This is a genomic window from Bradyrhizobium sp. UBA2491 (assembly GCF_002341725.1).
Classification (GTDB): Bacteria; Pseudomonadota; Alphaproteobacteria; order Rhizobiales; family Xanthobacteraceae; genus Bradyrhizobium.
Genome location: NZ_DDOP01000006.1, coordinates 133994 through 157927 on the forward strand (window position 1 = coordinate 133994; position 23934 = coordinate 157927).

The 23934-nt window shown below is 64.1% G+C and carries 30 protein-coding genes; 20 read left to right on the top strand and 10 right to left on the bottom strand.

The genetic code is table 11. The features are described from left to right. Positions 1 to 288 precede the first annotated feature (288 nt). Both B2W55_RS02035 and B2W55_RS02040 read left to right on the top strand, forming a co-directional pair. Positions 289 to 957 (top strand): Crp/Fnr family transcriptional regulator, encoded by a 669-nt coding sequence (locus B2W55_RS02035; protein ID WP_024581688.1) that lies wholly within the window; start codon positions 289 to 291, stop codon positions 955 to 957. A 7-nt stretch (positions 958 to 964) separates the two neighbouring features. Beyond that, entirely contained in the window at positions 965 to 1864 is a 900-nt protein-coding gene (locus B2W55_RS02040; RefSeq protein ID WP_371412467.1) for a DUF6537 domain-containing protein, read from the top strand. A gap of 45 nt (positions 1865 to 1909) precedes the next feature. Here B2W55_RS02040 and B2W55_RS02045 read toward each other — a convergent pair whose 3' ends face one another. From B2W55_RS02045 to B2W55_RS02055, 3 genes are all read right to left on the bottom strand, one after another. Beyond that, positions 1910 to 2128, bottom strand: coding sequence for a hypothetical protein (locus B2W55_RS02045; RefSeq protein ID WP_024581690.1), 219 nt, complete (start codon positions 2126 to 2128; stop codon positions 1910 to 1912). Positions 2129 to 2200: 72 nt separating this feature from the next. Continuing rightward, complete coding sequence (locus tag B2W55_RS02050; protein WP_024581691.1) at positions 2201 to 2416, bottom strand: hypothetical protein; 216 nt, start codon at positions 2414 to 2416, stop codon at positions 2201 to 2203. A gap of 24 nt (positions 2417 to 2440) precedes the next feature. Beyond that, positions 2441 to 2632, bottom strand: coding sequence for a hypothetical protein (locus tag B2W55_RS02055; RefSeq protein WP_029879187.1), 192 nt, complete (start codon positions 2630 to 2632; stop codon positions 2441 to 2443). Between the two features lie 249 nt (positions 2633 to 2881). On the opposite strand from B2W55_RS02055, the gene B2W55_RS02060 reads away from it, so the two are divergent. From B2W55_RS02060 to B2W55_RS02075, 4 genes are all read left to right on the top strand, one after another. Beyond that, positions 2882 to 3088, top strand: coding sequence for a hypothetical protein (locus tag B2W55_RS02060; RefSeq protein ID WP_024581693.1), 207 nt, complete (start codon positions 2882 to 2884; stop codon positions 3086 to 3088). A gap of 91 nt (positions 3089 to 3179) precedes the next feature. After that, entirely contained in the window at positions 3180 to 3542 is a 363-nt protein-coding gene (locus B2W55_RS02065; protein WP_024581694.1) for a PRC-barrel domain-containing protein, read from the top strand. 194 nt (positions 3543 to 3736) lie between these two features. After that, on the top strand, positions 3737 to 4498 hold the full coding sequence (locus B2W55_RS02070; RefSeq protein WP_024581695.1) for a Crp/Fnr family transcriptional regulator: 762 nt from the start codon (positions 3737 to 3739) through the stop codon (positions 4496 to 4498). Positions 4499 to 4663: 165 nt separating this feature from the next. Next, complete coding sequence (locus tag B2W55_RS02075; RefSeq protein ID WP_024581696.1) at positions 4664 to 4915, top strand: DUF6894 family protein; 252 nt, start codon at positions 4664 to 4666, stop codon at positions 4913 to 4915. Positions 4916 to 5238: 323 nt separating this feature from the next. Here B2W55_RS02075 and B2W55_RS02080 read toward each other — a convergent pair whose 3' ends face one another. Continuing rightward, positions 5239 to 5628, bottom strand: a complete 390-nt coding sequence (locus B2W55_RS02080) for a PRC-barrel domain-containing protein (protein ID WP_024581697.1) — start codon at positions 5626 to 5628, stop codon at positions 5239 to 5241. Positions 5629 to 5796: 168 nt separating this feature from the next. Beyond that, on the bottom strand, positions 5797 to 7197 hold the full coding sequence (locus B2W55_RS02085; protein ID WP_024581698.1) for a TAXI family TRAP transporter solute-binding subunit: 1401 nt from the start codon (positions 7195 to 7197) through the stop codon (positions 5797 to 5799). A 404-nt stretch (positions 7198 to 7601) separates the two neighbouring features. On the opposite strand from B2W55_RS02085, the gene B2W55_RS02090 reads away from it, so the two are divergent. Both B2W55_RS02090 and B2W55_RS02095 read left to right on the top strand, forming a co-directional pair. Next, positions 7602 to 7955 (top strand): DUF3307 domain-containing protein, encoded by a 354-nt coding sequence (locus B2W55_RS02090; protein WP_080891015.1) that lies wholly within the window; start codon positions 7602 to 7604, stop codon positions 7953 to 7955. 169 nt (positions 7956 to 8124) lie between these two features. Further along, a complete protein-coding gene (locus tag B2W55_RS02095) occupies positions 8125 to 8526 on the top strand; it encodes a hypothetical protein (RefSeq protein WP_024581700.1) in 402 nt (133 codons plus the stop codon). Between the two features lie 7 nt (positions 8527 to 8533). On the opposite strand, the gene B2W55_RS02100 is transcribed toward B2W55_RS02095, so the two are convergent. Both B2W55_RS02100 and B2W55_RS02105 read right to left on the bottom strand, forming a co-directional pair. Then, a complete protein-coding gene (locus B2W55_RS02100) occupies positions 8534 to 8869 on the bottom strand; it encodes a YkgJ family cysteine cluster protein (RefSeq protein ID WP_024581701.1) in 336 nt (111 codons plus the stop codon). Beyond that, positions 8869 to 9567 (bottom strand): helix-turn-helix transcriptional regulator, encoded by a 699-nt coding sequence (locus B2W55_RS02105; RefSeq protein ID WP_024581702.1) that lies wholly within the window; start codon positions 9565 to 9567, stop codon positions 8869 to 8871. Before B2W55_RS02105 ends, B2W55_RS02100 begins: the two co-directional genes overlap by 1 nt. 169 nt (positions 9568 to 9736) lie before the next feature. Between B2W55_RS02105 and B2W55_RS02110 the strand changes: the two genes are divergently transcribed. Both B2W55_RS02110 and B2W55_RS02115 read left to right on the top strand, forming a co-directional pair. Further along, a complete protein-coding gene (locus B2W55_RS02110) occupies positions 9737 to 9970 on the top strand; it encodes a hypothetical protein (protein ID WP_024581703.1) in 234 nt (77 codons plus the stop codon). Positions 9971 to 10034: 64 nt separating this feature from the next. Next, positions 10035 to 10766, top strand: coding sequence for a glutathione S-transferase family protein (locus B2W55_RS02115; RefSeq protein ID WP_024581704.1), 732 nt, complete (start codon positions 10035 to 10037; stop codon positions 10764 to 10766). Here the strand turns inward: B2W55_RS02115 and B2W55_RS02120 are convergent. Continuing rightward, positions 10763 to 11398, bottom strand: coding sequence for a pyridoxamine 5'-phosphate oxidase family protein (locus B2W55_RS02120; protein WP_024581705.1), 636 nt, complete (start codon positions 11396 to 11398; stop codon positions 10763 to 10765). The genes B2W55_RS02115 and B2W55_RS02120 overlap by 4 nt on opposite strands. A 118-nt stretch (positions 11399 to 11516) precedes the next feature. Here B2W55_RS02120 and B2W55_RS02125 point away from each other — a divergent pair, with 118 nt between their 5' ends. Further along, entirely contained in the window at positions 11517 to 12410 is an 894-nt protein-coding gene (locus B2W55_RS02125) for a LysR family transcriptional regulator (protein WP_024581706.1), read from the top strand. A 1-nt stretch (position 12411) separates the two neighbouring features. Here the strand turns inward: B2W55_RS02125 and B2W55_RS02130 are convergent, their stop codons facing one another. Beyond that, positions 12412 to 12882 carry a PaaI family thioesterase gene (locus B2W55_RS02130; RefSeq protein ID WP_029879192.1) on the bottom strand — a complete coding sequence of 157 codons (471 nt, stop codon included), beginning with the start codon at positions 12880 to 12882 and terminating at the stop codon, positions 12412 to 12414. A gap of 205 nt (positions 12883 to 13087) precedes the next feature. Continuing rightward, positions 13088 to 14257 (bottom strand): 4-hydroxybenzoate 3-monooxygenase, encoded by a 1170-nt coding sequence (gene pobA, locus B2W55_RS02135; RefSeq protein WP_024581708.1) that lies wholly within the window; start codon positions 14255 to 14257, stop codon positions 13088 to 13090. A gap of 271 nt (positions 14258 to 14528) precedes the next feature. Between pobA and B2W55_RS02140 the strand changes: the two genes are divergently transcribed. The 9 genes from B2W55_RS02140 (at position 14529) to B2W55_RS02180 (ending at position 23620) form a co-directional block, all read left to right on the top strand. Further along, entirely contained in the window at positions 14529 to 15563 is a 1035-nt protein-coding gene (locus B2W55_RS02140) for a TRAP transporter substrate-binding protein (RefSeq protein ID WP_024581709.1), read from the top strand. A gap of 189 nt (positions 15564 to 15752) precedes the next feature. Further along, positions 15753 to 16262: a TRAP transporter small permease gene (locus tag B2W55_RS02145; RefSeq protein ID WP_024581710.1), complete on the top strand. Its 510-nt coding sequence runs from the start codon at positions 15753 to 15755 to the stop codon at positions 16260 to 16262. 32 nt (positions 16263 to 16294) lie between these two features. After that, positions 16295 to 17599: a TRAP transporter large permease gene (locus B2W55_RS02150; RefSeq protein ID WP_024581711.1), complete on the top strand. Its 1305-nt coding sequence runs from the start codon at positions 16295 to 16297 to the stop codon at positions 17597 to 17599. 66 nt (positions 17600 to 17665) lie between these two features. Then, the gene (locus tag B2W55_RS02155; RefSeq protein ID WP_024581712.1) at positions 17666 to 18127 is read left to right on the top strand and encodes a DUF3237 domain-containing protein; all 462 of its coding nucleotides are present in this window, start codon (positions 17666 to 17668) and stop codon (positions 18125 to 18127) included. A 235-nt stretch (positions 18128 to 18362) separates the two neighbouring features. Beyond that, complete coding sequence (locus B2W55_RS02160; protein WP_024581713.1) at positions 18363 to 19157, top strand: crotonase/enoyl-CoA hydratase family protein; 795 nt, start codon at positions 18363 to 18365, stop codon at positions 19155 to 19157. Continuing rightward, a complete protein-coding gene (locus B2W55_RS02165; protein ID WP_024581714.1) occupies positions 19154 to 21037 on the top strand; it encodes a feruloyl-CoA synthase in 1884 nt (627 codons plus the stop codon). The genes B2W55_RS02160 and B2W55_RS02165 overlap by 4 nt, the downstream gene beginning before the upstream one ends. A 19-nt stretch (positions 21038 to 21056) precedes the next feature. Beyond that, a complete protein-coding gene (locus B2W55_RS02170; protein ID WP_024581715.1) occupies positions 21057 to 21818 on the top strand; it encodes an SDR family NAD(P)-dependent oxidoreductase in 762 nt (253 codons plus the stop codon). A gap of 64 nt (positions 21819 to 21882) precedes the next feature. After that, on the top strand, positions 21883 to 22302 hold the full coding sequence (locus B2W55_RS02175; protein ID WP_024581716.1) for an acyl-CoA thioesterase: 420 nt from the start codon (positions 21883 to 21885) through the stop codon (positions 22300 to 22302). A 166-nt stretch (positions 22303 to 22468) separates the two neighbouring features. Then, positions 22469 to 23620, top strand: a complete 1152-nt coding sequence (locus B2W55_RS02180; protein ID WP_024581717.1) for an ABC transporter substrate-binding protein — start codon at positions 22469 to 22471, stop codon at positions 23618 to 23620. The last annotated feature ends 314 nt before the right edge of the window (positions 23621 to 23934 follow it).

Below are 23934 nucleotides of genomic sequence, written 5' to 3' on the forward strand. Positions count from 1 at the left end.
AACTGCCAGGGTTGAGGCCTTGCCAAAGCCTGTGCCACAACGTGCCCGTCCCGGATGAGGCCGTCAACGCGCAGGCAGCGGGGGAATCAGCAGGATGGGACCGCCCGTCCATTGGACGAATGGCGCGGCCATCCTGCCCCGATTTTGCCTTCGCGGATGTGAGAAATCGGACAAATCGTCGCGTTTTCCCCGTATATCAGGGATGCTGGCCGCCCGATGCGACCTTGGCCGGAATGAAGCGACTAATAAGACGATCTTATTCACTTCTTGAGCATTGGCTGGTTTCCGATGGATACCTCACATCTCGCGCAGCACGCCGGCGCCGCCGGCAGTCTCTTCGCATCGATCTTCGTGGTCGCCACGCTGTCGATGCGGACCATGATCCCGTTGCGCGTCTTTGCCATCCTGACCAACATCATCCTGATCGCGACCGCGATCCCGACCCACAATTACGCGACGCTGATCCTGCATTCCGTGCTGCTGCCGATGAACACCTACCGCCTGCATCAGATGTTGCAGCTGGTCCGCAACGTGAAGAAGTCGGTCAGCAGCGACCTGTCGATGGACTGGCTGCGGCCGTTCACGACCGAGCGCAAATGCGCCGCCGGCGAAGTGCTGTTCTACAAGGACGAGAAGGCCGACAGCATGTTCTACATCACCAGCGGCCGCTTCCGCCTGGTCGAGTCGGGCATCGAGCTGCCGGTCGGCGCCATCGTCGGCGAATTCGGCATGCTGTCGCCGTCGAACACGCGAACCCAGACGCTGGAATGCGTCGAGGCCGGCATGGTGCTGTCGGTGACCTACGATCAGGTCGAGCAGCTCTATGTCCAGAACCCGGCGTTCGGCTTCTACTTCCTGCGGCTGGCCTCCGCGCGCCTGTTCCAGAACATCTCGACGCTCGAGCAGCGCCTCGCGCAGCACACCACACCCCAGGTTGCGGAGCCAAAACCTGCATGAGCCCGCCGTGACGAGTCCTGGAGGCGCTGCCGTGCCGGACGACGACAGCCTGCTGGCTTCGCTCCGCTACCTCTTTGCCGACATCATCGGCGATGAGGACGAGGGCCCGCCGGTGCTGCCCGAGGCCTGTCCGGACCATCTCGGGCCGGCGGTCACCGATGCCATCCATCTCCTGATCGCCTATCAGAGCACGAGCTACGCCCAGCTCTATATCGACCGGCTCGAGCGCTTCGTCGGTCGTCGCGGCGTCGACGATGCGCTGCTCGGCGAGATCGCGCGGCTGATGGCCGGACGCATGGCCTATGAGGACGCGATCCGCATCGCGCAGCTCAAGCTCGGCGAGGTCAATGCGGCCGGCGGCCTTGCGGCGCGCTCCGCCGACGACGTCAAGAAGCTGCGGCTCGACGAATTGATCGATGCCCTGCCGGCGGTGGTCGCCGACCCGGTGCTCGGCGTGCTCGATCAGTTCGGCTGGCGCCGCCGCCGCGTCTCGATCCGCTTCAGCGCCAACAACCGCTTCAGCGTTCGCCGGCTCAGGATCGAGGCGGGCCTGAAGCGCTGGCGGCTGTTCTCGGTGCGCTATGCCAAGGAGCGCATCTGGGTCGAGCGCTGGCTGCACATGATCGACCGCAGCCTCACCAAGCAGCCCGGCGCCACTGCTGCGATCGTGCAGACCGCGACCATGATCCGCGGCTACGGCGACCCCTATCGCCAGGGCCTTGCGGACTGGCATGCGATCATCGACGGGCTCGCCAAGCCGACCTTCGACGGCGCGCTGGCGCTCTCCGATCTCGCCGGCGCCATTGCGGAGGCCCGCGCCGCCATCATGCCCGATCCGCGACAGGCCGCGCTGAAGCGCAAGATCGCGGAGATTCGCGCACGGGCGCCGGCGTCCGTCGCGCAATGACGCGATTCCAAGATTGGTGAAGGGTCAAAAGCAAACCCTGCTGCGCTACCGCTCGATATGCGGCGGCTCGTCGTAGCCGCGGCGGCTGGAATAGAACAGCAGGCCGATCAGGCCGACGCCGACCACGGCGAGCAGCACTGCTCCGATCGTGAACACGATGACGGCGTAACTGGGTGCCGGCGCGTCGACGGTCAGTCCCTCATACGCGTAGGTTCCGACGGCAAGCAGGAGGGCCAGCAGGCCGATGCTGATCGCAATACGCATCCGTGTTTGCCTCCGCTGAAGGCCAAGAGCAAACGGCAGCGATGCGGATTGCGGCAATGCAGGTGGCGCTGGTTATCCCGCCGCGGAGACGACCTTGGCCAACGCCTGCTGTCCAGCTTCGGTCAGTTCCGGCAGCGTCGTCCGCCCACTTCTGGCGCACTTGATGATGTATTTGGCAACGTATTTGCGGGTCGCATGTTCCTCGCCATGAAGCGCATCGGCACAAACGCGATCGAGCGCGAAGTTCATCGCGGCGAGCGTACGTGAATCAAATCGTTCCTCGATCATCGCAGCTCTCCTTGTGGCTCGCGGCTATTTGCGGAGCGTCAGCCATTCGCTGACTTCCATCACCGTCTCGGTCTGTCTGGCCTTCTTCATCAGCGTCTCGCGTTCCCGTCCCGGCGGCAGCTTGCGTGCGGCGATGCGCGCATCCTCGGCGAATTTTTGCAGGCGGTCCTCGAACGATCCGGGAGGCCGCGACCTGTTGCGTTTCTTCTTGATCATGTCGCCTCCGCATTGGAACCAGCAATCATTGGCACGCTCGCCGGGGGGCGTCGTTAACCCATGACATCGGGTTGATCTGAAATTGTCGCAGGAACGATCTGCCGCGCCGCGCGTAAAACCCTGCGTCCGCAGCCTTGCTCCCCGAAGGCGGTGGACCACTCCGGTGACGGGCCTCGGCGAATTTCATCGCCGGGGCCCGCATGACTTTCGGGAAAATCGGTCGGGGATACCGGCGAGGGAGAGATGGCAATGGCGCATTCCAACCAGGGCATCGTGAAGGACGACAAGGGTCAGGAGCAGCCGGCCGACAAGGAGCGCGCGCAGGCCGCTCACAAGACCGATCCGCGCCATTCGAAGACACCCGAAGCGACGCGTGATCCGAAATTGAACGACGCGAGCAAGACGCCGGGCTCGGGCATGACGGCGGATGATCGTGGCGATGCCCCGACGGGTTGAACGGTGTTTCGCAGCGTAGGAGCTGCGGCAACGCGGCAGGAACGATGCTCCGGCTCGTCCGTTGGCCACGGGACACCAATGGAGATTCGATATGGCGATGGACGAGAAGGAGTTCGGAAACCTGATCGGCAGCGACAAGGTCGAGGGTACCGCGGTCTACGGATCCGACGAACGCAAGATCGGCTCGATCGAACGCGTGATGATCGACAAGACGAGCGGGCGGGTGTCCTATGCCGTGCTCGGCTTCGGCGGCATTCTCGGTCTCGGTAACGATCATTATCCGCTGCCTTGGCAATCCCTGAAATACGACACGAGGCTCGGCGGCTACGTCACCGGCGTGACCGAGAGCCAGCTGCGTGGCGCGCCAAAGTACGGCAGCGAGCGCGAGTGGAATTGGGCCGATATCGGCACCACCCGCGCGGTGAACGACTACTACGGTGTGCCGCTGGTTTGAGTAGCCGCGCTGGAAGTGCCGCGTTTCGGTGGCACCTCGGGCCAACATTCGTACGGCGCCTGGGGGACGCTACCGTCGCGTTCCTCCGGCGTCTGTACACTTGTGAACACACGGCAATAGCTGTGCAATGTAACATACGTTATTGAAAATGCCCCGGCGGTTACCCGATTAAACACGCGGGGAGACCAATGTCGTTGGCGTCGCTAGTCCGGAAATTGGAGCAGTTCGTACGGCTATCGCCGGCAGACCACGCCATTCTCAACCGTGCGTCGACCGAGCGCGTCCGTCATTTCGGCCCGCGCGTCGATATCGTCCGCGAAGGTGAGAAGCCCAAGGACGTCCATCTGATCCTGTCCGGTTGGGCCTATCGCTACAAGCAGCTCGAGGACGGCCGGCGTCAGGTGGTGTCGTTCTTCCTGCCCGGCGATATCTGCGATGTGAACGTCTTCATCCTGCGCGAAATGGATCATTCGATCGGCACCCTCACCGCGGTGTCGATCGCCGACCTCTCGCGCGAGTTCTTCGACAAGGTCGCGGCCGGGCATCCCCGGATCGTCACCGCGTTCTGGTGGGAGACGCTGGTCAATGCGGCGATTCAGCGTGAATGGACGATGAGCCTCGGCCAGCGCACCGCGCTTGAGCGGATGGCTCATCTGCTTTGCGAGATCTGGCTTCGACTTCGCCTCGCCGGCCTGACCCAGGGCGACAGCTGCGACTTCCCGCTGACCCAGGGCGATCTCGCCGATGCCACCGGCCTGTCCAAGGTCCACGTCAACCGGACCTTGCAGGAGTTGCGTGCCGGTGGCCTGATCGTGCTCAAGGGCAGGACCCTGGCCGTCCCCAATCTCGACCGGCTGATGCGCGCCGGCCTGTTCAATCCGAATTACCTGCATATGGATCACGAGGGACGGCAGCTCGACGCCGTCGGGACGCCATCCGACGCTTCGCTCGCTTAGAGCGCTTTTGAGCGAAGTGGATACCGGTTGGCGTGAAGAAAACGCGTCAAGACAAGGACCTGGAGCCCCCGTTCCGATTCCAACGGAACGGGAAAGGCTCTAGGAACGGCTTCCTTGCTCGTTTCGTTATTCAGCATTGTCGCCGATAACGGCCGAGGCGCGGGCATGGCACGCTTCTACTTCGACATCAGGGACGGCACCGGGCTCTATCCGGATGAAGAGGGGTTGGAGCTGGCCGATCAAAAGGCCGCCGAAAAAGAAGCAGCGCGCAGCCTCGGCGAACTGGCCAGGGATTTGGCGACCCTCGAAGAGCGGCACGATTTCGCGATCCATGATTTCGCAATCGAGGTGCGGACCGAAGCGGGGCCGGTGTTCAAGGTCGTCTTCATTTTCGAGACGGATCATCCAACGCAATGAGGCCAGCGCCGCTCGGCACCGGCGAGCCGAAATGCAGGGGGCGTGATTCTGGCGCGGATTGTCACGCCGATCGGCCAACCAGCGACCCAAGGCACCGGAGGTTTTACGGCACCAAGGGTCGCCACTCCCGATGTGCTTGGGGGCTATGATCGGGAGGCCTGAGTCGACTCCCATTGTTTCGCTTCGTTCCAAACGGCGTTCTGATTTCTGCTCTCATATCCGAGCCAACCGCTCCCGTTTCCGGGGCCGCGACCGCGCCGGACCCAAAATGAAGCGGGGCCGATCGACACGGCCCCGCTCTGTTGGATACGTGACCGGCTTCGTTACTTGCCTTCCGGTACCCAGGTCGTGCTTGCCTTGTCGTACTTGAAGCCTGGCGCCGACTTCAGGCCGTCCTTGGTCTCGTTCAAGGTGAGCCACCATTTGTTGTCCTTCTTCGCCGTCTTCACGGCGGTGAAGGGAACGATGACATCCTTCTCGCCAGCGCCGAGAAAGCCGCCGACGCCGATCACCAGGCCATTGACCTTGCCGGACTTGTCGACCAGCACATCGTCGATGTCGCCGATCTTGTTCTGCTGCGGATCATAGACCGACTGCTTGTAGTAGTTGGTGACGGTCCAGCTTTCGGCAGGTGCGGCCGACATCGTCTCCGCGGCATGCACCGCCGTCATCATCCCGGCCGCGATGGCACATCCTGCAATCAGCTTCTTCATGGTCTCTCCTCCATTTGAGGCAGTTGTAACATCTCGCCGATGGAGAAGTTCCTCGCCGCGTGGAGCACGACAGGAGCGAGTTTGCACATGTCTGCTCGTCGGCACCGCCTCGGGAATACTGGATCACCCGCATGCGCGGGTGACGACGCCGAACGAATGACTTGGGTCTCAGCCGTTCGCGCTCTTCACCACCGCGAGATTATCGTCCGGGGCCGCCGGGTGGCGCTTGAGATGGTCGCGGCGCAGCGCGATCTCGTCGCGCACCAGCTCGTAGCCGAGCTTGAATGTGTCGAGCCCGTCGCCGGAGACGGTGCCGTCGCGCAGGCCGATCACCGCGCCGCGCAGGATCGCCTCGAGCTCGTCCTGCAATTCGTCGAGATGATCGGCGCAGGTGGTGTGCTCGACGCGTTCGCCGATGTCGAGGATCCGCGCCGCCAGCTCGCTGGCCTTCTCCGGCGCGATGCGGGTGATCTTGGTGTAGATCCCGGCGAAGATCGAGCCGATGATGCTGAGCGCGGCGGCGCCGAGATACATCACGTCGCTGTAGCGGTCCATGAACGATTTGGTGTCGTCGTTGATGTATTCGGCGGCGCCCTGATGGGCGACGATGAAGGCGTCCTTGTCGGTCGCAGCCGGCTCGATCCTTGAGGCGAAGCCGTCGTCGAGCGCGAGCTCGGACTTGTTCTCGTAGACCAGGCGGGCGAGCTCGGCGGCCGTCGTGGTGGACATCGAGGACTGCGCGACCAGCAGCCATTCCAGCCCGATGGTGTCGACGTCGTCGTCGGGAATAACAGGCGAGGCCGACAGCATGCCGGTCGCGACGGTCTCCTCCGAGATCGCCGGGTATTTGCGCGCCAGCGCCTTGGCCGAGTCGATCGCGTTCAGCGTGAAGCCGCCGGTGCGCTTGGCATATTGCTCGTAGGTCTTGTCCTTGACGATCTTCGAGGCATGCTCGATCGCGACCACCGCGGCAAAGCCGGAGGCGAACAATTTGTCGAACGGCGTGTTCGGCGGTGCCTGCTGCACTCGCTGCGCCGCATCCGGGCTGTCGGATATCTCGAGCGCGCTGCGGACGAAATTGACGCTGTTCTCGCCGTCGCCGACCACCGCGATCTTCTTCTTCCTGAGCTCGGGCAGCGACTTGATCTTCTTGCCGCCGGGGCTGAGCACCAGCACCACGTCATGCTCCAGGATCGCGATGGCGCGGGCGCGCGGCGGCACCTTGGCGTCGGTGCGCAGGATCGCAAGCGAAGCGTCGCGGCGGTCGAACTGCGCCAGCGCCTTGGCATTGTCCGGGTACGGCGAAATCTTGAGCCGCAGCCGCGACGAGTTGGCCTTCAGCACCGTGGCGAGGCGGGCCGCGAATTTCGCCTCCGGACCCTTGGCGTCGCCGACCGCGAACACCAGCGTTTCGGAATTGCGCAGCCAGACCCGGCCGCCAGCCACGGTAATCGCGCTCAGCAGCAGCGTCAGCAGGGTGAAGATGATGATCTGTGCGCGGTTGCTCTTGGCGACCGGGGGACGCGGCCGCGGCAGCATCGACGAAGGTGAGAGGGCTTCGGCACTCATGGCTGATTACCCGTCCGGGACTTCGCCGCAACCGGATCGGCGCCGCCCGGCGAAACCGTAAATCACTATAAAAGAAAGAAAATTTCCTATGTGGCCGACGATATACCTCCCCGGGTTGAATGCAAACCGGCGGGCCTGCCGTAACCTTAACTTCGATCGATCCGTGCCGCGGTGCCGCATGACCATCGCCACTATCGACGCCAGAACCGGGATGTGATTTTCGAGGGAGCCGCAGGTGCATTCCGCCGCCGGAGATGTCATAAATGAGACACGCTTCGTTTTGCGGAATTGTGCTGACGGCCTGACCCGGATTTCTTGCAATCACATTCATCGAAGTAAAGGGCGTCAGCTTGTTGTTTCCTGCCATGTCATCGTCGGTGTCGGTTGGTGCCCTGGTGGGATGGATGTTGCTTCTCACGGCCAAGCACATCATTGCCGACTTCATGCTGCAGAACGCCTGGATGGCGATCGGCAAGGACCAGAAGACCGGCTGGGCGATGCCGTTGCTCGCGCATTGCCTGATCCACCTCGCGGTCGCGCTGGCGCTGATCCTGGTGGTGGCGCCGCGGTTCTGGTACGTCGCGTTCGTCGACTTCGTGATCCACATCATCGTCGATCGCTGCAAAGGCATCTGCGCGTCGCATTTCGGCGTCACCCTGGAATCCGGCCATCCCTGGTTCTGGACCCTGATCGGGGTCGACCAGGCGCTGCACCACCTCACCGGCTTCGCGCTGTCGATCTACATGGCCGCGAACTGAGCGGCCGGCCTACGCCGCTTCCCGCATTGCGAACAGCCGACCACCCGCCCGCAGCGGGCGGATGTGATTCGCGTGCAACGGGCAAGGGGCTTCGGAAGCGACCGGAGGCCGTGGTTAACCTTTCATTAGAGAATTGCGCGGCATCTTCCCGATTGAGGGGGATTTGCAAATGTTTTCAAGCCGCGACGCTTTCGAGAACGATGCCTGCCCAGTTGCGGACGACCTGCTCGGCCAGATGTACCGCGCCAATCCGAACGGGCTTTCGCTGCTGGTTGCCAATGTCGCGCCCGATGTCCGGGCGATGCTGGCGCTGTTCTGCTACCGGCGCAGCCATCTGCACACGCTCGCGGTGGCGATCGCGTCGAGTTGCAGCGAGTGGGAGCTGGTCAATTCCGGCGGCCGTGTCGGGTCGACGCTCTACGCGCTGTCGCGTGAGCCGGTCCGTGCCGCTGCCGTTTCGCATGGCGGCCGCAAGCCGATCACGCTGTCGACCAAGCCGCTGTCGACCTTCGCGCCCGTTGTCGATGACGAACTCGACGACGAGGACGTGAGCGACAGGGTCACGGCGTAACGTCCAGTCAGATTGGCTGCGCGCTCGCGATGAGCGGCAGCCCGTGCCGGCGCCGTGCCATCGCGCATTCCGCGTCGCCCGGCTGGCAGGTCCGGCACACCTCCGGCCGCACCGCATAGATTTCGCAGCGCGTCGCTTCCCCGATCCGGCCCGACAGCGCCGAGCAGCGGTCGCCCTCGCAACGCATGCCCGACTGTCGCGCATTGACGAATTGCGGTGGGATCAGGTCGAGCTCGGCGTCGTCCTCGATGGTGAAGCGCGGCCAGTTCTCCGAATAGCTACAGCAGGCGCCGCAGGACTGGCAGGGGCTGGTCTCCGCTGCTTCGATTTCGCTGTCGGCCATCAGGTGTCCCTCGGCGCTTCCCACACCAGGCTGCGCCGCCAGCGCGCCCTGAGCAGGTCGCGCCGCTCCGGATATTTCTCGTCGTGATAGACAGCCGTCACCACGCGGTCGGTGCGGAAGCTCCGGAAATCCTTGCGCAGCTCACACCAGGCGGCGAGCAGCCGTACCGCTTCGTGATAGCCGACCGCGATCGGCCAGACCGTTCGTTCAGAGTCGCGGCCGTGCTCGTCGCGATAGCTCAGCGTGATCTTCTTGCCTTCATGGATCTGGCTGCGGGTCCTGACCATGTCGATGCGGTCGGGCTCCCGGTTCCAGGCGGAGCGGGCCCGGCTCGCCGGCTCCAGCACGAACGGCCGCAGCCGGTCCGGCACGGTCTCGGCGATCTTGGCCATCAAATCCTCGGCCGCGCGCGCTAAAGCCGGATCGGCGTGGCCGACCACCCATTGCGCGCCGAGCACGCAGGCCTCGATCTCGTCGGGTGTCAGCATCAAAGGCGGCAGGTCGAACCCCTTCTCGAGGATGTAGCCCATGCCAGCCTCGCCGCGGATCGGCACCCGCTGCTCGATCAGGCTCGCGATGTCACGATAGATGGTCCGCTTCGATGTCTCGAGCTCGGCGGCGATCGCGTCCGCAGTCAAAGGCTTACGGGTGCGGCGGAGCACCTGGATGATCTGAAACAGCCGGTCGGCGCGTCTCATGGCAGTTCTCTCGGCAACTCTCTTGGCAGCAATCTTGACGAGTGTCTTGACGGATATCGCGATGTCCCGACGCTTCGCCTTTTCGCGCCCCTGTCACTGCTGCTGACAGCATGTTGGCAGCAGGTGGGGGCTATATCAGGACAACACCTCAAGTGAAGGGAATTTGTCCATGACGAATCTTGATGAACTCGGTTTCCGGCAAGCGCGGAGCTTTGCGCTGGAACAACTGGTCACGGTCTACTCCACCTCCGGCGATCTGCGCTGGGCCCTGGTGGCGCTGGTCGCACAGTCGATCAGCGCAGCCTGGTCCTACGGGCGGGAACGGCTGGTCAAGCGCGTTCGCGGGGCGGTTCGCCGCCTCGCACCCGCAGGCCCGCTCGGCAGTGAATGCCATTACTGCTGACACCATGCTGGCAGCAGGGGGCGGCTAGCTTCAATTCACGACCACAGGCGATCGGGAGCTTCATATGATTACGCTTTTTGGCTTTGGCGCGGGCTTCGGTCTGCCGGAAATCAGCCCCTTCGTGACCAAGACCGAGGTCCAGCTCAAGATGGCCGGGCTTGCCTACACCAAGGAAAAGGCGATGCCGCCGGCCTCTCCGAAGGGCCAGCTGCCGTTCATTTCCGATGACGGCGAGACGATCGCCGATTCGACCTTCATCCGCGCCCATATCGAGGGCAAATACGGCTTCGACTTCGATGCGCCGCTGAGCTTGCAGGCGCGCGCCCAGGCCTGGGCCTTCGAGCGCATGATCGAGCATCACATCTATTGGGCGCTGGTCGGCGCGCGCTGGGTCGACGACACCAATTTCGCCAAGGGGCCGGCGCATTTCTTCGACGGCGCGCCCGATCACATGCGCGACAAGATGCGCGAGGACGCCCAGTTTCGGGTTGCCGAGAACTATCTCTTGAGCGGGCTTGGCCGTCATGGCCCCGACGAGGACGTCGATGTCGCCATGCGTTCGCTGTTCGCACTGTCGGTGCAGCTCGGCGACAAGCCCTATCTGATGGGCAACGCACCCTGCGGTACCGATGCCACGGCGTTCGGCGCGCTGGCGGGAATCCTGACCCCGTTCTTCGATTCGCCGCTGCGCCAACGGACCAAGAAGTTCGACAATCTCACCGCCTATGTCGGCCGGATGATGCAGCAATACTATCCGGAATTCGCCTGGGAGCCGTTGCAGCAGCAGGCGGCTTAAGCCGACGCAACCGGTACGGGCTGGCCCTTCAACGCGGCCAGCTCCGCCTCCAGCTCGGCGATACGCTGATCGCGCGAGCTGAGCGCGGTGGCGACATCAGCGGCATCGAACTTCTGCGGGATGTGCTGCGGGCAGTTGGTGTCCCATGCCGCGACCTTGAACAGGATCACCTGCTCGGGCCGCGCGCGATAGCCCTGCGGCATCAGCGCGCGCGTCAGGGCCGGATCGTCCTCCACGACGCGCGCCTCGCCCCAGATCTTCACGCGCTGCCGATACGCATAATTCATCACGAAGATATAGGCCTTCGGGTTCTCCGAGAGATTGCCCTGGGTGATGAACTGCCGGTTGCCGCTGTAATCGGCGAACGCGATGGTGTGCTTGTCGAGCACCTTGACGAACCCCTTCGGCCCGCCACGATGCTGGATGTAGGGCTGCCCGTCCGCAGAGGCGGTCGCGAAATAGAAACTGTTGGTGTTGGCGAGGAACGCCGCGAGGTTCTCGTCGACTTCGGTCTGCCAGCCGCCATGAGCCTCGACCTCGGCATGGGTCGCCCGCGAACCCTTGCGGGTCTGGATTTCCTTCACCGCAGGGGTGAACCCGACATCGCTCGAATAGCTGCGAACCTCTGACATCTAAGCCTCCCGCCACGGGCGACAAAGCGGCCGTTCAAGAACCGTAACTTGGCTATTTCTGGTTTGTAGGCAATCTTGTGAATTGACACTTCACTGTTGCCGAATATGCAATAACGCCATGGACCGGATCGACGCCATGCAGGCCTTTGTCGCGGTGGCCGACCTGCAAGGGTTCGCCCCCGCCGCCCGCAAGCTCGGCCTGTCGCCATCTGGCATCACGCGGCTGATCGCGGCGCTGGAGGAGCGGCTTGGGGCGCGGCTGTTGCAGCGGACCACGCGGCAGGTGACGCTGACCGATGCCGGCGCGCGCTATCTGGAACGGGCGCGGCGGATCCTGGCCGATGTCGAGGAAGCCGAGGACGCGGTGGAGAGCGAGCGCACCCGCCCGGAAGGCCGGCTGGCGATCTCGGCGCCGTTCGGCTTCGGGCGGCTGCATGTCAGCCCGGTCGTCTCCGCCTACCTGAAGCGCTATCCGGACGTGGGCGTCGACCTGCGGCTGTCGGATCGCCGGATCAACCTGGTCGAGGACGGCGTCGACCTCGCGGTCAGGCTCGGGCACCTGCCGGATTCGACCCTGGTGGCACGGCATGTCGGCCAGATGCGTCGCATCGTGGTGGCGTCGCATGGCTATCTCAAGCGCCGCGGCGAGCCGAAGCGGCCGGCCGACTTGGCCTCCCATGACACCATCCAGTTCGGCGCCATGACCGCGACGCCGGACTGGCGCTTCATGGAGGACGGCCAGGAGATCCGCATCACCCCGACGCCGCGGTTCACCAGCAACAGTTCGGATGCCGCCATCCAGTTCGCCGAGCAGGACGGCGGACTGACCCGGGTGATGGCCTATCAGGCGGCCGAATCGCTGAAGGCGAAACGGGTCCGAATCGTGCTCGCCGCGTTCGAGCAGCCGCCGGTGCCGATCCATGTGGTCTACCCGACGTCCCGGCTGTTGTCGGCGAAGGTGCGGACCTTCATCGATCTCGTCACCGAGATCACCGACTGGCATTTCAGCTAGTTCAGCTCGAAGTCGCTTGGCTCACCGCCGGCTTCTTCGGCACCACGCGGAACGTGCCGCTGGCGCGCGCGATCGTTACGCCATCGGCCTTGATCAGGCTCTGTGCGAAGCAGATCGTGCTGCCGGTCTTGATCACATCGCTCTCGATCGAAAGCCATTGCCCGACATTGGCGGTGCCGACGAAATCGACCGTGAGCGAGATCGTTACATACGAGGTGGTCCAGCCAGTCGCCTGGCCGCAGCTGTAGCCCATCGCGTTGTCGGAAAGTGCCGCGATCAACCCGCCATGGATCAGGCCGCGGCCGTTGGTATGCGCCCGCGCCAGCCGCAGGCCGATGACGACGGACCGCTCGGTCTTCTTCTGGTAAAGCGGCTCCCAGGGCTCGGTGAGCGGGCTCTTGCGGAACAGCGGCTCGAAGCCTTCAGGGACGTCTTGGGAAATGTCAGGCGCGATTTGCGTGTCGGTGGTCATCTCAAGCTCGCATATGGCGATTGCGTTGACGCCATTGAACGCGATGTCGACGACGGTTTCACCGCCTACAAAGTTTTAAACGGGATTTGCGTGGGCGTTTGAAAGCACGAAGGGCTTGCTCCGGCGTACTGGATACCCCGCATGCGCGGGGTATGACGACTGATGTTGCAACAGCGCGGTTGCTCTACGAACGAAACGGCGCGCGCTAGAACGGCAGCCCCACATAATTCTCCGATAGCGAGGTCGACGCCGCCTTCGAACTGACGAGGTAGTCGAGCTCGGCGATCTGGATGCGCGCGGCGAATTCGCCCTCGTCGGGGAATCTGTGCAGCATCGAGGTCATCCACCAGGAGAAGCGCACCGCTTTCCAGACCCGCGCCAGCGCTCTGGCCGAATAGCCGTCGATGCCGGCTGAGGATTTCTCGTCGTAATATTCGCGCAGCGCCTGCGACAGATAATGCACGTCGCTGGCGGCGAGGTTGAGCCCCTTGGCGCCGGTAGGCGGCACGATGTGCGAGGCGTCGCCGGCCAGGAACATCCGGCCGAAGCGCATCGGTTCGGCGACGAAGCTGCGCAGCGGCGCGATGCTCTTCTCGATCGAGGGGCCGGTGACGATCTCGTCGGCGGCCTTCTGGTCGAGGCGGCGCTTCAATTCATCCCAGAACCGCTCGTCCGACCACTGGTCGACATGATCGTCGAGTGGGCACTGCACGTAATAGCGGCTGCGATGGGTCGAGCGCATCGTGCACAGCGCGAAGCCGCGTTCGTGGTTGTTGTAGATCAATTCCGGCGAGACCGGCGGCGTCTCCGAGAGGATGCCGAGCCAGCCGAACGGGTACACCCGCTCGTAGCTGGTGATCGCCGAGGTGGGAACGCTGGCGCGGCTGATGCCGTGGAAACCATCGCAGCCGGCGATGAAATCGCAGGTGATTTCGTGGCTGACGCCGTCCTTGACGTAGGTGACGCGCGGATGATCGGTGTCGAAGTCGTGCGGCTTGACGTCGGCGGCGGAGTAGACCGTGGTCAGGCCGGCCGCCTTGCGTGCGTTCATCAGATCGAGCGTGACCTCGGTCTGGCCGTAGATGGTCACGGTCTTGCCGGTCGCCGCGTGCATGTCGATGCGGTGCCGCGCGCCGCCAAAGGCCAGCTCGACGCCGTGATGGACCAGGCCCTCCTGGTGCAGCCGGGTGGCGGCGCCGACGCTCTCGAGCAGCGACACCGTGCCCTCCTCGAGCAGGCCGGCGCGAATCCGCCCCAGCACGTATTCCGGGGTCTGCCGTTCGAGAATGACGTTGTCCACGCCGAAAGTATGAAGTAGTTGCCCAAGCAACAGTCCGGCCGGACCTGCGCCTATGATTGCTACTTTTGTCCGCAATACCTGCTCCTCCCGATCGGATAGGCTTGAGCCGGGCGCCCGCGCCGGGCGGTCACCGTCAACTTGCCATGGCAACTATATCATATAACAGGTTTGGCAAGATCGATCTGCCGCGGGAGATGGCTTCGCCGCAGCGCAAGATGGCGGTGGACCCGGGTGCGACCAGGCGTCCGCCTCGCATATTCCGTCTTGAATATGCGGGCAAAATAGATAACATGTTAAGTAACGAGACCGGGCACGAAGCCCGCCGTCATGGAGAGGAGGAGGCGTGATGAGGAAAACAGTGCTGGCGCTGCTGATGGCAGCCGCCGTCATACCGGCCGCGGGTCCCGCCATTGGACCTGCGCTGGCGCAGGACAAGACCGTCAATCTCAAGGTGTCGCTGTGGGTGCCGCCGGCGCATCCGCTGGTGCCGGCGACGCAGGCCTGGGCCGCCGATATCGAGAAGGCATCGGGCGGCACCATCAAGGTCACCGTGTTTCCGTCCGAGCAGCTCGGCAAGGCATTCGACCACTACGACATGGCGCGCGACGGCATCGCCGACGTCACCTACGTCAATCCGGGCTATCAGCCCGGCCGTTTCCCGATCGCGGCCGCCGGCCAGCTGCCGTTCGTGTTCTCGGACGGCAAGAAGGGCACGTTGGCGCTGAACGAGTGGTATCACAAATATGCGCCGACCGAGATGAAGGACACCAAGCTCTGCTTCGCCTTCATCCATGATCCGGGCGCGCTGCACGGCAAGAAGAAGATCGTGCTGCCGAGCGATCTCAGCGGGGTCAAGGTGCGCCCGGCGCAGAGCACGATCGGCGAGATGGTGAAGATGTTCGGCGGCACCAATGTGCAGGCCTCCGCGCCGGAATCGCGCGACGCGATCGAGCGCGGCGTGGCCGACGAGATCACCTTCCCATGGGGCTCGATCTTCCTGTTCGGTATCGACAAGGTGGTGAAGTACCACATGGACGTGCCGCTCTACACGACGGTGTTCACCTACAACATGAACCTCGCCAAATACAATTCGATGTCGGATGCCCAGAAGAAGGTGATCGACGATCACTGCTCGCCGGAATGGGCCTCCAAGGTCACCGATCCCTGGACCGACTTCGAAGCCAACGGCCGCACCAAGATGAAGGCGCTGCCGGGGCATGAGGTCTATCCGCTGACGCCGGAGCAACTCGCGGAGTGGAAGAAGGCGGTCAAGCCGCTGCACGACAGTTGGGCCGAGGCGGTGAAGAAGGCCGGCGGCGATGCCGAGAAGATCGACGCCGATCTACAGGCCACGCTGAAGAAGTACGGGGCGGGGCTCTAGGCGAACTGCCGAGGCAAATGCGGTCGTCATGCCCGGGCTTGACCCGGGCATCCACGCCTTACTGATCAACGGAACGAAGACGTGGATGGCCGGGACGAGCCCGGCCATGACGTGGGGGTAGGATCTCGAGCCATGGCTGCAACCACCGAAATCTCCCAAGACGGTGCGATCACCGGTCCGCCCGAGCCGGTGCGCAAGAATGTCATGGACCGCTTCATCGATTCGATCGAATGGGTGGCGGCGTTCTTCGTCGGCGTCGTCGCGCTCAACACCTTCGTTGCGGTGTTCATGCGCAAATTCTTCGCGGTGACGATCCCGGACTACTACAATTTCGGCCAGTTCCTGCTCGGCATCCTGATCTTCTGGGGCATCGCGGCGACCAGCTATCGCGGCACCCACATCACGGTCGATCTGGTCTGGGCCAACGCCTCGCCGCGCTACCAGCGCTGGATCGACATCTTCGCCACCCTGGTGCTGCTGTTCGTGGTGAGCGTGCAGACCTACACGCTGGTCGACAAGGTGATCGACACCAGGAGCAGCCACATCGTCACCATGGATCTCGGCGTGCCGGTCTGGCCGTTCTTCCTGGTGTCGTGGATCGGCGACGTCTCCGCCGTGCTGCTGATCGCGATCCGCACCTACCGCCTGATCTTCCATCCGGAGGATATCCACGATGCCAAGATCAAGACCGCGGAGTAGACGGCCATGAGTCTGAAACCATGAGTCTTGATCTGAGTCCCGAGGCCGTCGCCGTCATCGGCTTCGTCTGCCTGTTCGCGCTGATGCTGTTGCGTGTGCCTGTCGGTATGGCAATGGGCCTCGTCGGCATCACAGGCTTCGGCTATCTCACCGGCTTTGCGCCGGCGCTGAAACTGGTCGGCCAGACCACGATGCGCACGGTGACGGATTATTCGTTCGGCGTGATCCCGATGTTCCTGCTGATGGGCGCCTTCGTCTCCGTCTCCGGCATCAGCCGCGAGCTGTTCCGGGCCGCCAATACCTTCGTCGGCCATTGGAAGGGCGGGCTCGGCATCGCGACCATCGCGGCCTGCGGCGGGTTCGCCGCGATCTCGGGCTCGTCGGTCGCAACGGCTGCGACCTTCTCGGCGGTGGCCTATCCGGAGATGCGCCGCTTCGGCTACCCGCAGTCGTTCTCGACCGGCGTGATCGCGGTCGGCGGCACGCTCGGCGCGATGCTGCCGCCGTCCACGGTGCTGGCGGTCTATGGCATCATCACCCAGCAGGACATCGGCAAGCTGTTCATCGCCGGCGTGATCCCCGGACTGCTCGCGATCCTGATGCACATGGTCACGATCGGCATCATCGGTGTCACCCGGCCCGGTTTCCTGCCGGCGGGAAAGAAGGCGTCGTGGCATGAGCGTCTTGTCGCGATGCGCGACGTCTGGTCGCCGCTGCTGCTGTTCCTGTTCGTGATCGGCGGCCTCTATGGCGGCTTCTTCGTGCCGACCGAAGCCGGCGCGGTCGGTGCGGTCGGCGCGTTCATCATCGGAATCCTCAGGGGCAAGCTGACCAAGGACGGCATCCTGCAATCGCTGTTGCAGGCGACCCGCACCGCCGCGGCGGTCTTCACCGTGCTGATCGGTGCGCTCTGCTTCGGCTATTTCCTCACCATCACCCAGACGCCGCAGAACGTGACCGAGTTCCTCACCGGTCTCGGGATCGGACCCTATGGCGTGCTGGCGCTGATCCTCCTGATGTATCTGGTGCTCGGCTGCCTGATGGACGCGATGGCGATGGTGATCCTCACCGTGCCGATCGTGTTCCCGGTGGTCACCGCGCTCGGCTTCGATCCGATCTGGTTCGGCATCATCATCGTCATGACGGTCGAGCTCGGCCTGATCCATCCGCCGGTCGGCATGAACGTGTTCGTGATCAAGAGCGTGATCAAGGACGTCAACATGTCGACGATTTTCGTCGGCGTGCTGCCCTTCGTGATCACCGACCTGATCCGGCTGGTGATCCTGATCCTGTTCCCGCTGCTCGCGACCTGGCTGCCGCAGCGCATGATAGGCTAGGCATGATCCCGGGAAAGTGGGGTCCGGTTTTCCGAAAGGGATCATGCCTCAATAAATAGGTTCCCTATGAATCCCGAACTCCAGACCAGATACGTCTTCACCATCACCGCCCGGATCGCCGAGGTGACATCCGCCGGCGATATCGGCACCGGCGTCCGCCGCATCATTCCGATCATCGGCGGCGAGGTGAAAGGCGAGGGGATCAACGGCAAGGTGTTGCCGTTCGGCGCCGACTTCCAGATCATCCGGCCCAACGAGCTGATCGACCTGGAAGCAAAATATGCTTTCGAAACCGACGACGGCGCGGTGGTCTATGTCGAGAACAAGGGCATCCGCTTCGGTCCGGTCGAGCTGCTCGAGAAGCTCAAGCGTGGCGAGCCGGTCGACCCCAAGCTGATCTATTTCCGCACCGTGCCGAAATTCGAGACCGGCGCCGAGAAGTACCGCTGGCTGATGGAGCACATCTTCATCGGCTCCGCCGCCCGCCACGCCGACCGTGTCGTGATCGACGTGCATCAGGTGTTGTGACCCACCCACGCTGTCGTCGCCCGGCTCGACCGGGCGATCCAGTACGCCGCGGCCTCTCGGCTCAAGCACTGCTGCCTCTGGAATACTGGATCACCCGCAGCGCGGGTGACGACACCGCGAGTGGGATGGAGATTTGCGCGTACCGGCGAACGCGCCAACCCGCAAAACGTCCCATATTGACTCCCGCCATTATAGTTATAAAACATAACTATTCTGAACAGGAAACAATAACGCCATGGGAAACGCTGCCGACACGGGCGACGCCTCGCTGCTCAGGATCGAGACGCAGGGGGCGGTGCTGACGGTCGGGCTCAATCGGCCCGCCAAGCGCAATGCGCTGAATGACGGCATCATCCTGGCGCTGCGGGATTGCTTTGCGGCGATCCCTGAGGACGTCGGCGCGGTCGTCATCCACGGTGTCGGCGATCATTTCTCGTCCGGCCTCGATCTTTCCGAACTCACCGAACGCGATGCTACCGAGGGCCTGGTGCATTCCCAGATGTGGCACCGGGTGTTCGACCGCATCCAGTATTGCCGGGTGCCCGTGATCGCCGCGCTGAAGGGCGCGGTGATCGGCGGCGGGCTGGAGCTGGCCTGCGCGGCGCATATCCGGGTCGCCGAGCCGTCCGCTTATTTCGCGCTGCCCGAGGGCCAGCGCGGCATCTTCGTCGGCGGCGGCGGATCGGTGCGGTTGCCGCGCCTGATCGGCGTGCCGCGGATGGCCGACATGATGCTGACCGGCCGGGTCTATTCGGCGACCGAGGGCGCCGCCTACGGCTTCTCGCAATATCTCACCGAGGCCGATGGTGCGCTGCCCAAGGCCCTCGAGCTCGCCGAGCGCGTCGCCGCCAACGCACCGCTGACCAATTTCGCCGTGTTGCAGGCACTGCCGATGATCGCGGAGGCCAATCCACAGACCGGCCTCTTGATGGAATCGCTGATGGCCACGGTGGCGCAGAGCGACAAGGAAGCCAAGAAGCGGATCCGCGCTTTCCTGGATCGCAAGACCGCCAAGGTGAAGCCAACATGACCGCCAAGGCTGACACATCGCCGTCTGCATCCACCGCGGCTGCGCACCCGCTACGCCCGATCTCGTTCGGCAATCCCGCCGTCACCGTCGAGCGCCGCGACGATGGCACGATCTATCTTCGCCCGAAACTCAAGCTCGCCGATTTTCCGGTTCGCCTGACCGACCGTCTGCATCACTGGACGGCGGTTGAGCCGAGCCGCGTGTTCATGGCCGAGCGCGCGGCCGGTGGGGGCTGGCGGCAGATCACCTACGCGCAATTGTATGACGCCACGCGCCGGATCGCTTCGTCATTGCTTGCGCGCGGGCTGTCCGCCGAGCGGCCGATCGTGATCCTGTCGGGCAATTCGATCGATCACGCACTGATCGCGCTCGGTGCGTTGTATGCCGGAATTCCGTTCTGCCCGGTGTCGCCGGCCTATTCGCTGGTGTCGCGCGACTACGGCAAGCTCGGCTACGTCATCAAGCTTCTGACACCCGGCCTGGTCTTCGTCGACGATGCCGACAAGTTCGCCGACGCGTTGCGCGCCAATGTCGGGGCCGACGTCGAGATCGCGGCAAGCCGCGGGGCGGTGCCCAGCCGCACGGTGACGGCGCTCGCCGATCTGATGGCAACGCCCGAGGATCCGCGCCTCGACGCGATCCATGCCGCCGTCGGTCCGGACACGATCGCGAAATTCCTGCTCACGTCGGGCTCGACCGGCAATCCCAAGGCCGTCATCAACACCCAGCGCATGATCTGCGCCAACCAGGTCATGCTGCGCGAGACGCTGGCATTCCTCAAGGACGAGCCGCCCGTGATCGTCGACTGGCTGCCGTGGAATCATACCTTCGGCGGCAATCACAATGTCGGGCTGACGCTCTACAATGGCGGCTCGATGTATCTCGATGACGGCAAGCCGGTGCCCGGCGGCATCGAGGAGACGGTGCGAAACCTGCGCGAGATCTCGCCGACGGTCTATTTCAACGTGCCGAAGGGCTATGAATCGCTGCTGCCCTACCTGCGCGACGACGAGGCCTTGAGGGAGAAATTCTTCCACCGGCTGCATGCGATGTTCTTTTCGGGCGCCGCGCTGTCGCCGTTCGTCTGGAACAGCCTCGATGCGCTCGCGGTGCAGGAGAAGGGCTATCGCGTACCGATGCTCACCGGGCTCGGCGCCACAGAGACCTCGCCGTTCTTCATGTCGGTGCGTCCCGATACCAGCCGCTCCGGCCATGTCGGCCTGCCGGTGTCAGGCAATGACGCGAAGCTGGTGCCCAACAACGGCAAGCTTGAGGTCCGCGCCAAGGGGCCGAACGTGACGCCGGGCTACTGGCGGCAGCCCGAGCTGACCGCGAAAGCCTTCGACGAGGAGGGGTTCTACAAGTTCGGCGATGCGCTGAAGCCCGCCGATCCCGCCAATCTCGATGCCGGGTTCGATTTCGACGGCCGCATCGCCGAGGATTTCAAGCTGGCGAGCGGCACCTGGGTCAGCGTCGGCCCGTTGCGGGCGCGCTTCGTCGGCGCTTGCGCGCCGCTGGTGCGCGACGTCGTGATCGCGGGAATCAACCGCGACGAGCTCGCGGCGATCGTGATCCTCGATCTCGATGGCTGCCGCCTGATCAATCCGGCGCTTGCCGCGAACGACGTCATGGCCGCGGCCAATGATCCGCTGGTGCGCGCCGCCTTCCGTGAACGTTTCGCGCGTGTGCTTGCGAGCGCAACCGGCTCGTCGAACCGGATCGCGCGGGCGATCCTGCTCGACGGCCCGCTGTCGATCGATCGCGGCGAGGTCACCGACAAGGGCTCGATCAACCAGCGCGCGGTGCTGGAGCATCGCACTGACATCATCGACGCGCTCTATGCGCCGGTGCCGCCGGCATCGGTGATCACGTCAGTCTAGTTTCGAACAGGAGAACGCCATGCAGTTGAAGGACCAGGCCGCCATCGTCACCGGCGGTGCATCGGGATTGGGTGCCGCGACCGCGCGCCGGCTGGCCGCGCAGGGTGCCAAGGTCGCGGTCTGCGACCTCAACGCCAAGCTCGCCGAGAGCGTCGCGGCGGAGATCGGCGGCATTGCCGTTGTCTGCGACGTTGCCGACGCCGCTGCCGCGGAGGCTGCGGTCGCTGCCGCCGCCAAGGCGCATGGCCCGGCGCGCGTGCTGGTGAACTGCGCCGGCATCGGCGTGGCAAAGCGCGTGATCGGCCGCGAAGGGCCGATGGCGCTGGCCGACTTCGACAAGGTGATCAAGGTCAATCTGCTCGGCTCCTTCAATATGCTGCGGCTTGCCACCGCCGAGATGTCGAAGCTCGAGCCGCAGGCGACCGGCGAGCGCGGCGTCGTGATCTCGACCGCCTCGGTCGCGGCCTACGACGGACAGATCGGGCAGGCGGCCTATTCGGCGTCCAAGGGCGGCATCGTCGCGATGACCTTGCCGATCGCGCGCGAACTCGCGCAGTTCGGTATCCGCGTGCTGACGATCGCGCCCGGCCTTTTCATGACGCCCTTGCTTGCCGGCCTACCGCAGGAGGCCCAGGACTCGCTCGCCGCCGCGATCCCGTTCCCGCGCCGGCTCGGCCAGGCCGACGAGTTCGCTTCGCTGGCGCTGCACATGATCGACAATCCCTATCTGAACGGCGAAGTGGTGCGGCTCGATGCCGCGCTCCGGATGGCCCCGCGCTGACGCATGATCCGGAACGGCGCGAAACGCCGTTCCGGATCGATCACGATCAATCGAGGGATAAACCATGTTCATCCACCGGCGCGACGTGCAGATCCAGTGGGGCGATTGCGACCCCGCCAACATCGTCTATTACCCGCGCTACTTCGCGATGTTCGACGACTCGACTTCGATCATGTTCGAAGCCGCCGGCTGCTCGAAGCAGGATCTGGTCCACAAATACGGCCTGGTCGGCATTCCCATGGTCGACACAAGGGCGAAATTCCACATCCCGTCGACCCATGGCGACTGGATTACCATCGAGACCCGGATCGAGAGCATCAAGCGCTCGAGCTTCGAGGTGGTGCACCGCGTGTTCAAGGGCGAGCAGCTTGCGATCGAGGCCTTCGAGACCAGGGTGCTGGTCGGCCGCCATCCGGACGATCCGGACAGGCTGAAATCGGCGCCATTTCCGCAGGAGATCATCGACCGCTTCATGAGCGGCTGAACTTGTTCATGAAAGGCTGACGTGCCGCCCTTCGTGACTCGACTTTTGGAGCATGACTCTCCTGGAAAACCGGTTTCCACTTTTCCGGATCATGCTCTAAAGAAGGGGCTGAATTGGCCCGCGAAACCGGTTTAAACCCAAAAAACATATCCGCAGGGAGGAATGAATGAGGAAGGCCACTCTCGCCGCCGCGGTGCTCGCAGCAGCTTTCGCGCTGCCGGGCATGTCCGCGCAGGCGCAGACCAATGAGATCACCATCGGCATTTCGATCTCGACCACGGGGCCGGCCGCGGCGCTCGGCATCCCCGAGCGCAACGCGCTCGATTTCGTGCCGAAGGAGATCGGCGGCGTGCCGCTGAAGCTGATCGTGCTCGATGACGGCGGCGATCCGACGGCCGCGACCACCAATGCGCGGCGCTTCGTCACCGAGTCCAAGGCCGACATCATCATGGGCTCCTGCACCACGCCGCCGACGATCGCGGTGTCGACGGTCGCCAACGAGGCCGGCATCCCGCATTTGGGTCTGGCGCCGTTCCCGATCAACGACGCCCGCGCCAAGTGGTCGGTCGACCTGCCGCAGTCGGCGTCGATCATGGCCAAGGCGCTCTACGAGCACATGAAGGCTCACAACATCAAGACCGTCGGCTATATCGGCTACTCGGATTCCTATGGCGATCTCTGGGTCACCGACTTCAAGGCCCACGCCGTACCGATGGGCCTGACCATGACCGACGAGGAGCGCTTCGCGCGTCCCGACACCTCGGTCGCCGGCCAGGTGCTGAAGCTCGTCGCCTCCAATCCGGACGCCATCCTGATCGGCGCCTCGGGCACCGCTGCCGCGCTGCCGCAAACCGCGCTGCGCGAGCGCGGTTACAAGGGCCTGATCTACCAGACCCACGGCGCAGCCACGATGGACTTCATCCGCATCGCGGGCGCTGCTGCTGAAGGCGTCATCATGGCGGCGGGACCGGTGATGTCGCCGGAGACCCAGCCAGACAGCGCGCTGACCAAGAAGCCCGGCCTTGCGCTCAACACCGCCTATGAAGCCAAGTACGGCGCCAACAGCCGCAGCCAGTTCGCCGGCCACTCCTACGACGCGTTCCAGGTGCTGAACCGCATCATCCCGACGGCGCTGAAGACCGCCAAGCCCGGCACGCCGGAATTCCGCGAGGCGATCCGTCAGGCGTTGATCTCCGAGAAGGAGATCGTCGCGAGCCAGGGCGTCTACAACTGGACTGAAAAGGACCGCTACGGCCTCGACGACCGCTCGCGCATCCTGCTGACGGTCAAGGACGGGAAGTACGTCCCGGCGATGTGAGCCAGTCACGGGTTTGGACGAAGCGAAGAAGCCGGTCCTGAAGCAGACCGGCTTTTTTTCTTAGCCTCGGCAGGAGAGGCGTTCACCCGAAATTGCGTAAGGTGGGCATGTTGCGCGGGCTTCCCCCCTTGCGGGGGAGGGGTAAGCCCCGGGCAAGATGATCGATGGGATTGTCGCTAGCGCAATCTCGGTCGCGCGTAGTTGAAGCGCGTACGGCAAGAGCATGCCGTGTGACACCCCTCTCCCTAACCCTCCCCCGCAAGGGGGGAGGGAACCCTACCGCCGGGAGCTCCCTCACATTGGCGCGCTTGGCG

Excerpts from the sequence above, each read along its gene's own strand:
- B2W55_RS02035 (WP_024581688.1), top strand. The coding sequence starts at position 289 with ATGGATACCTCACATCTCGCGCAGCACGCCGGCGCCGCCGGCAGTCTC.
- B2W55_RS02045 (WP_024581690.1), bottom strand. The coding sequence starts at position 2,128 with ATGCGTATTGCGATCAGCATCGGCCTGCTGGCCCTCCTGCTTGCCGTC.
- B2W55_RS02050 (WP_024581691.1), bottom strand. The coding sequence starts at position 2,416 with ATGATCGAGGAACGATTTGATTCACGTACGCTCGCCGCGATGAACTTC.
- B2W55_RS02055 (WP_029879187.1), bottom strand. The coding sequence starts at position 2,632 with ATGATCAAGAAGAAACGCAACAGGTCGCGGCCTCCCGGATCGTTCGAG.
- B2W55_RS02060 (WP_024581693.1), top strand. The coding sequence starts at position 2,882 with ATGGCGCATTCCAACCAGGGCATCGTGAAGGACGACAAGGGTCAGGAG.
- B2W55_RS02065 (WP_024581694.1), top strand. The coding sequence starts at position 3,180 with ATGGCGATGGACGAGAAGGAGTTCGGAAACCTGATCGGCAGCGACAAG.
- B2W55_RS02075 (WP_024581696.1), top strand. The coding sequence starts at position 4,664 with ATGGCACGCTTCTACTTCGACATCAGGGACGGCACCGGGCTCTATCCG.
- B2W55_RS02080 (WP_024581697.1), bottom strand. The coding sequence starts at position 5,628 with ATGAAGAAGCTGATTGCAGGATGTGCCATCGCGGCCGGGATGATGACG.
- B2W55_RS02085 (WP_024581698.1), bottom strand. The coding sequence starts at position 7,197 with ATGAGTGCCGAAGCCCTCTCACCTTCGTCGATGCTGCCGCGGCCGCGT.
- B2W55_RS02090 (WP_080891015.1), top strand. The coding sequence starts at position 7,602 with ATGTTGCTTCTCACGGCCAAGCACATCATTGCCGACTTCATGCTGCAG.
- B2W55_RS02095 (WP_024581700.1), top strand. The coding sequence starts at position 8,125 with ATGTTTTCAAGCCGCGACGCTTTCGAGAACGATGCCTGCCCAGTTGCG.
- B2W55_RS02100 (WP_024581701.1), bottom strand. The coding sequence starts at position 8,869 with ATGGCCGACAGCGAAATCGAAGCAGCGGAGACCAGCCCCTGCCAGTCC.
- B2W55_RS02105 (WP_024581702.1), bottom strand. The coding sequence starts at position 9,567 with ATGAGACGCGCCGACCGGCTGTTTCAGATCATCCAGGTGCTCCGCCGC.
- B2W55_RS02110 (WP_024581703.1), top strand. The coding sequence starts at position 9,737 with ATGACGAATCTTGATGAACTCGGTTTCCGGCAAGCGCGGAGCTTTGCG.
- B2W55_RS02115 (WP_024581704.1), top strand. The coding sequence starts at position 10,035 with ATGATTACGCTTTTTGGCTTTGGCGCGGGCTTCGGTCTGCCGGAAATC.
- B2W55_RS02120 (WP_024581705.1), bottom strand. The coding sequence starts at position 11,398 with ATGTCAGAGGTTCGCAGCTATTCGAGCGATGTCGGGTTCACCCCTGCG.
- B2W55_RS02125 (WP_024581706.1), top strand. The coding sequence starts at position 11,517 with ATGGACCGGATCGACGCCATGCAGGCCTTTGTCGCGGTGGCCGACCTG.
- B2W55_RS02130 (WP_029879192.1), bottom strand. The coding sequence starts at position 12,882 with ATGACCACCGACACGCAAATCGCGCCTGACATTTCCCAAGACGTCCCT.
- B2W55_RS02140 (WP_024581709.1), top strand. The coding sequence starts at position 14,529 with ATGAGGAAAACAGTGCTGGCGCTGCTGATGGCAGCCGCCGTCATACCG.
- B2W55_RS02155 (WP_024581712.1), top strand. The coding sequence starts at position 17,666 with ATGAATCCCGAACTCCAGACCAGATACGTCTTCACCATCACCGCCCGG.
- B2W55_RS02160 (WP_024581713.1), top strand. The coding sequence starts at position 18,363 with ATGGGAAACGCTGCCGACACGGGCGACGCCTCGCTGCTCAGGATCGAG.
- B2W55_RS02165 (WP_024581714.1), top strand. The coding sequence starts at position 19,154 with ATGACCGCCAAGGCTGACACATCGCCGTCTGCATCCACCGCGGCTGCG.
- B2W55_RS02170 (WP_024581715.1), top strand. The coding sequence starts at position 21,057 with ATGCAGTTGAAGGACCAGGCCGCCATCGTCACCGGCGGTGCATCGGGA.
- B2W55_RS02175 (WP_024581716.1), top strand. The coding sequence starts at position 21,883 with ATGTTCATCCACCGGCGCGACGTGCAGATCCAGTGGGGCGATTGCGAC.
- B2W55_RS02180 (WP_024581717.1), top strand. The coding sequence starts at position 22,469 with ATGAGGAAGGCCACTCTCGCCGCCGCGGTGCTCGCAGCAGCTTTCGCG.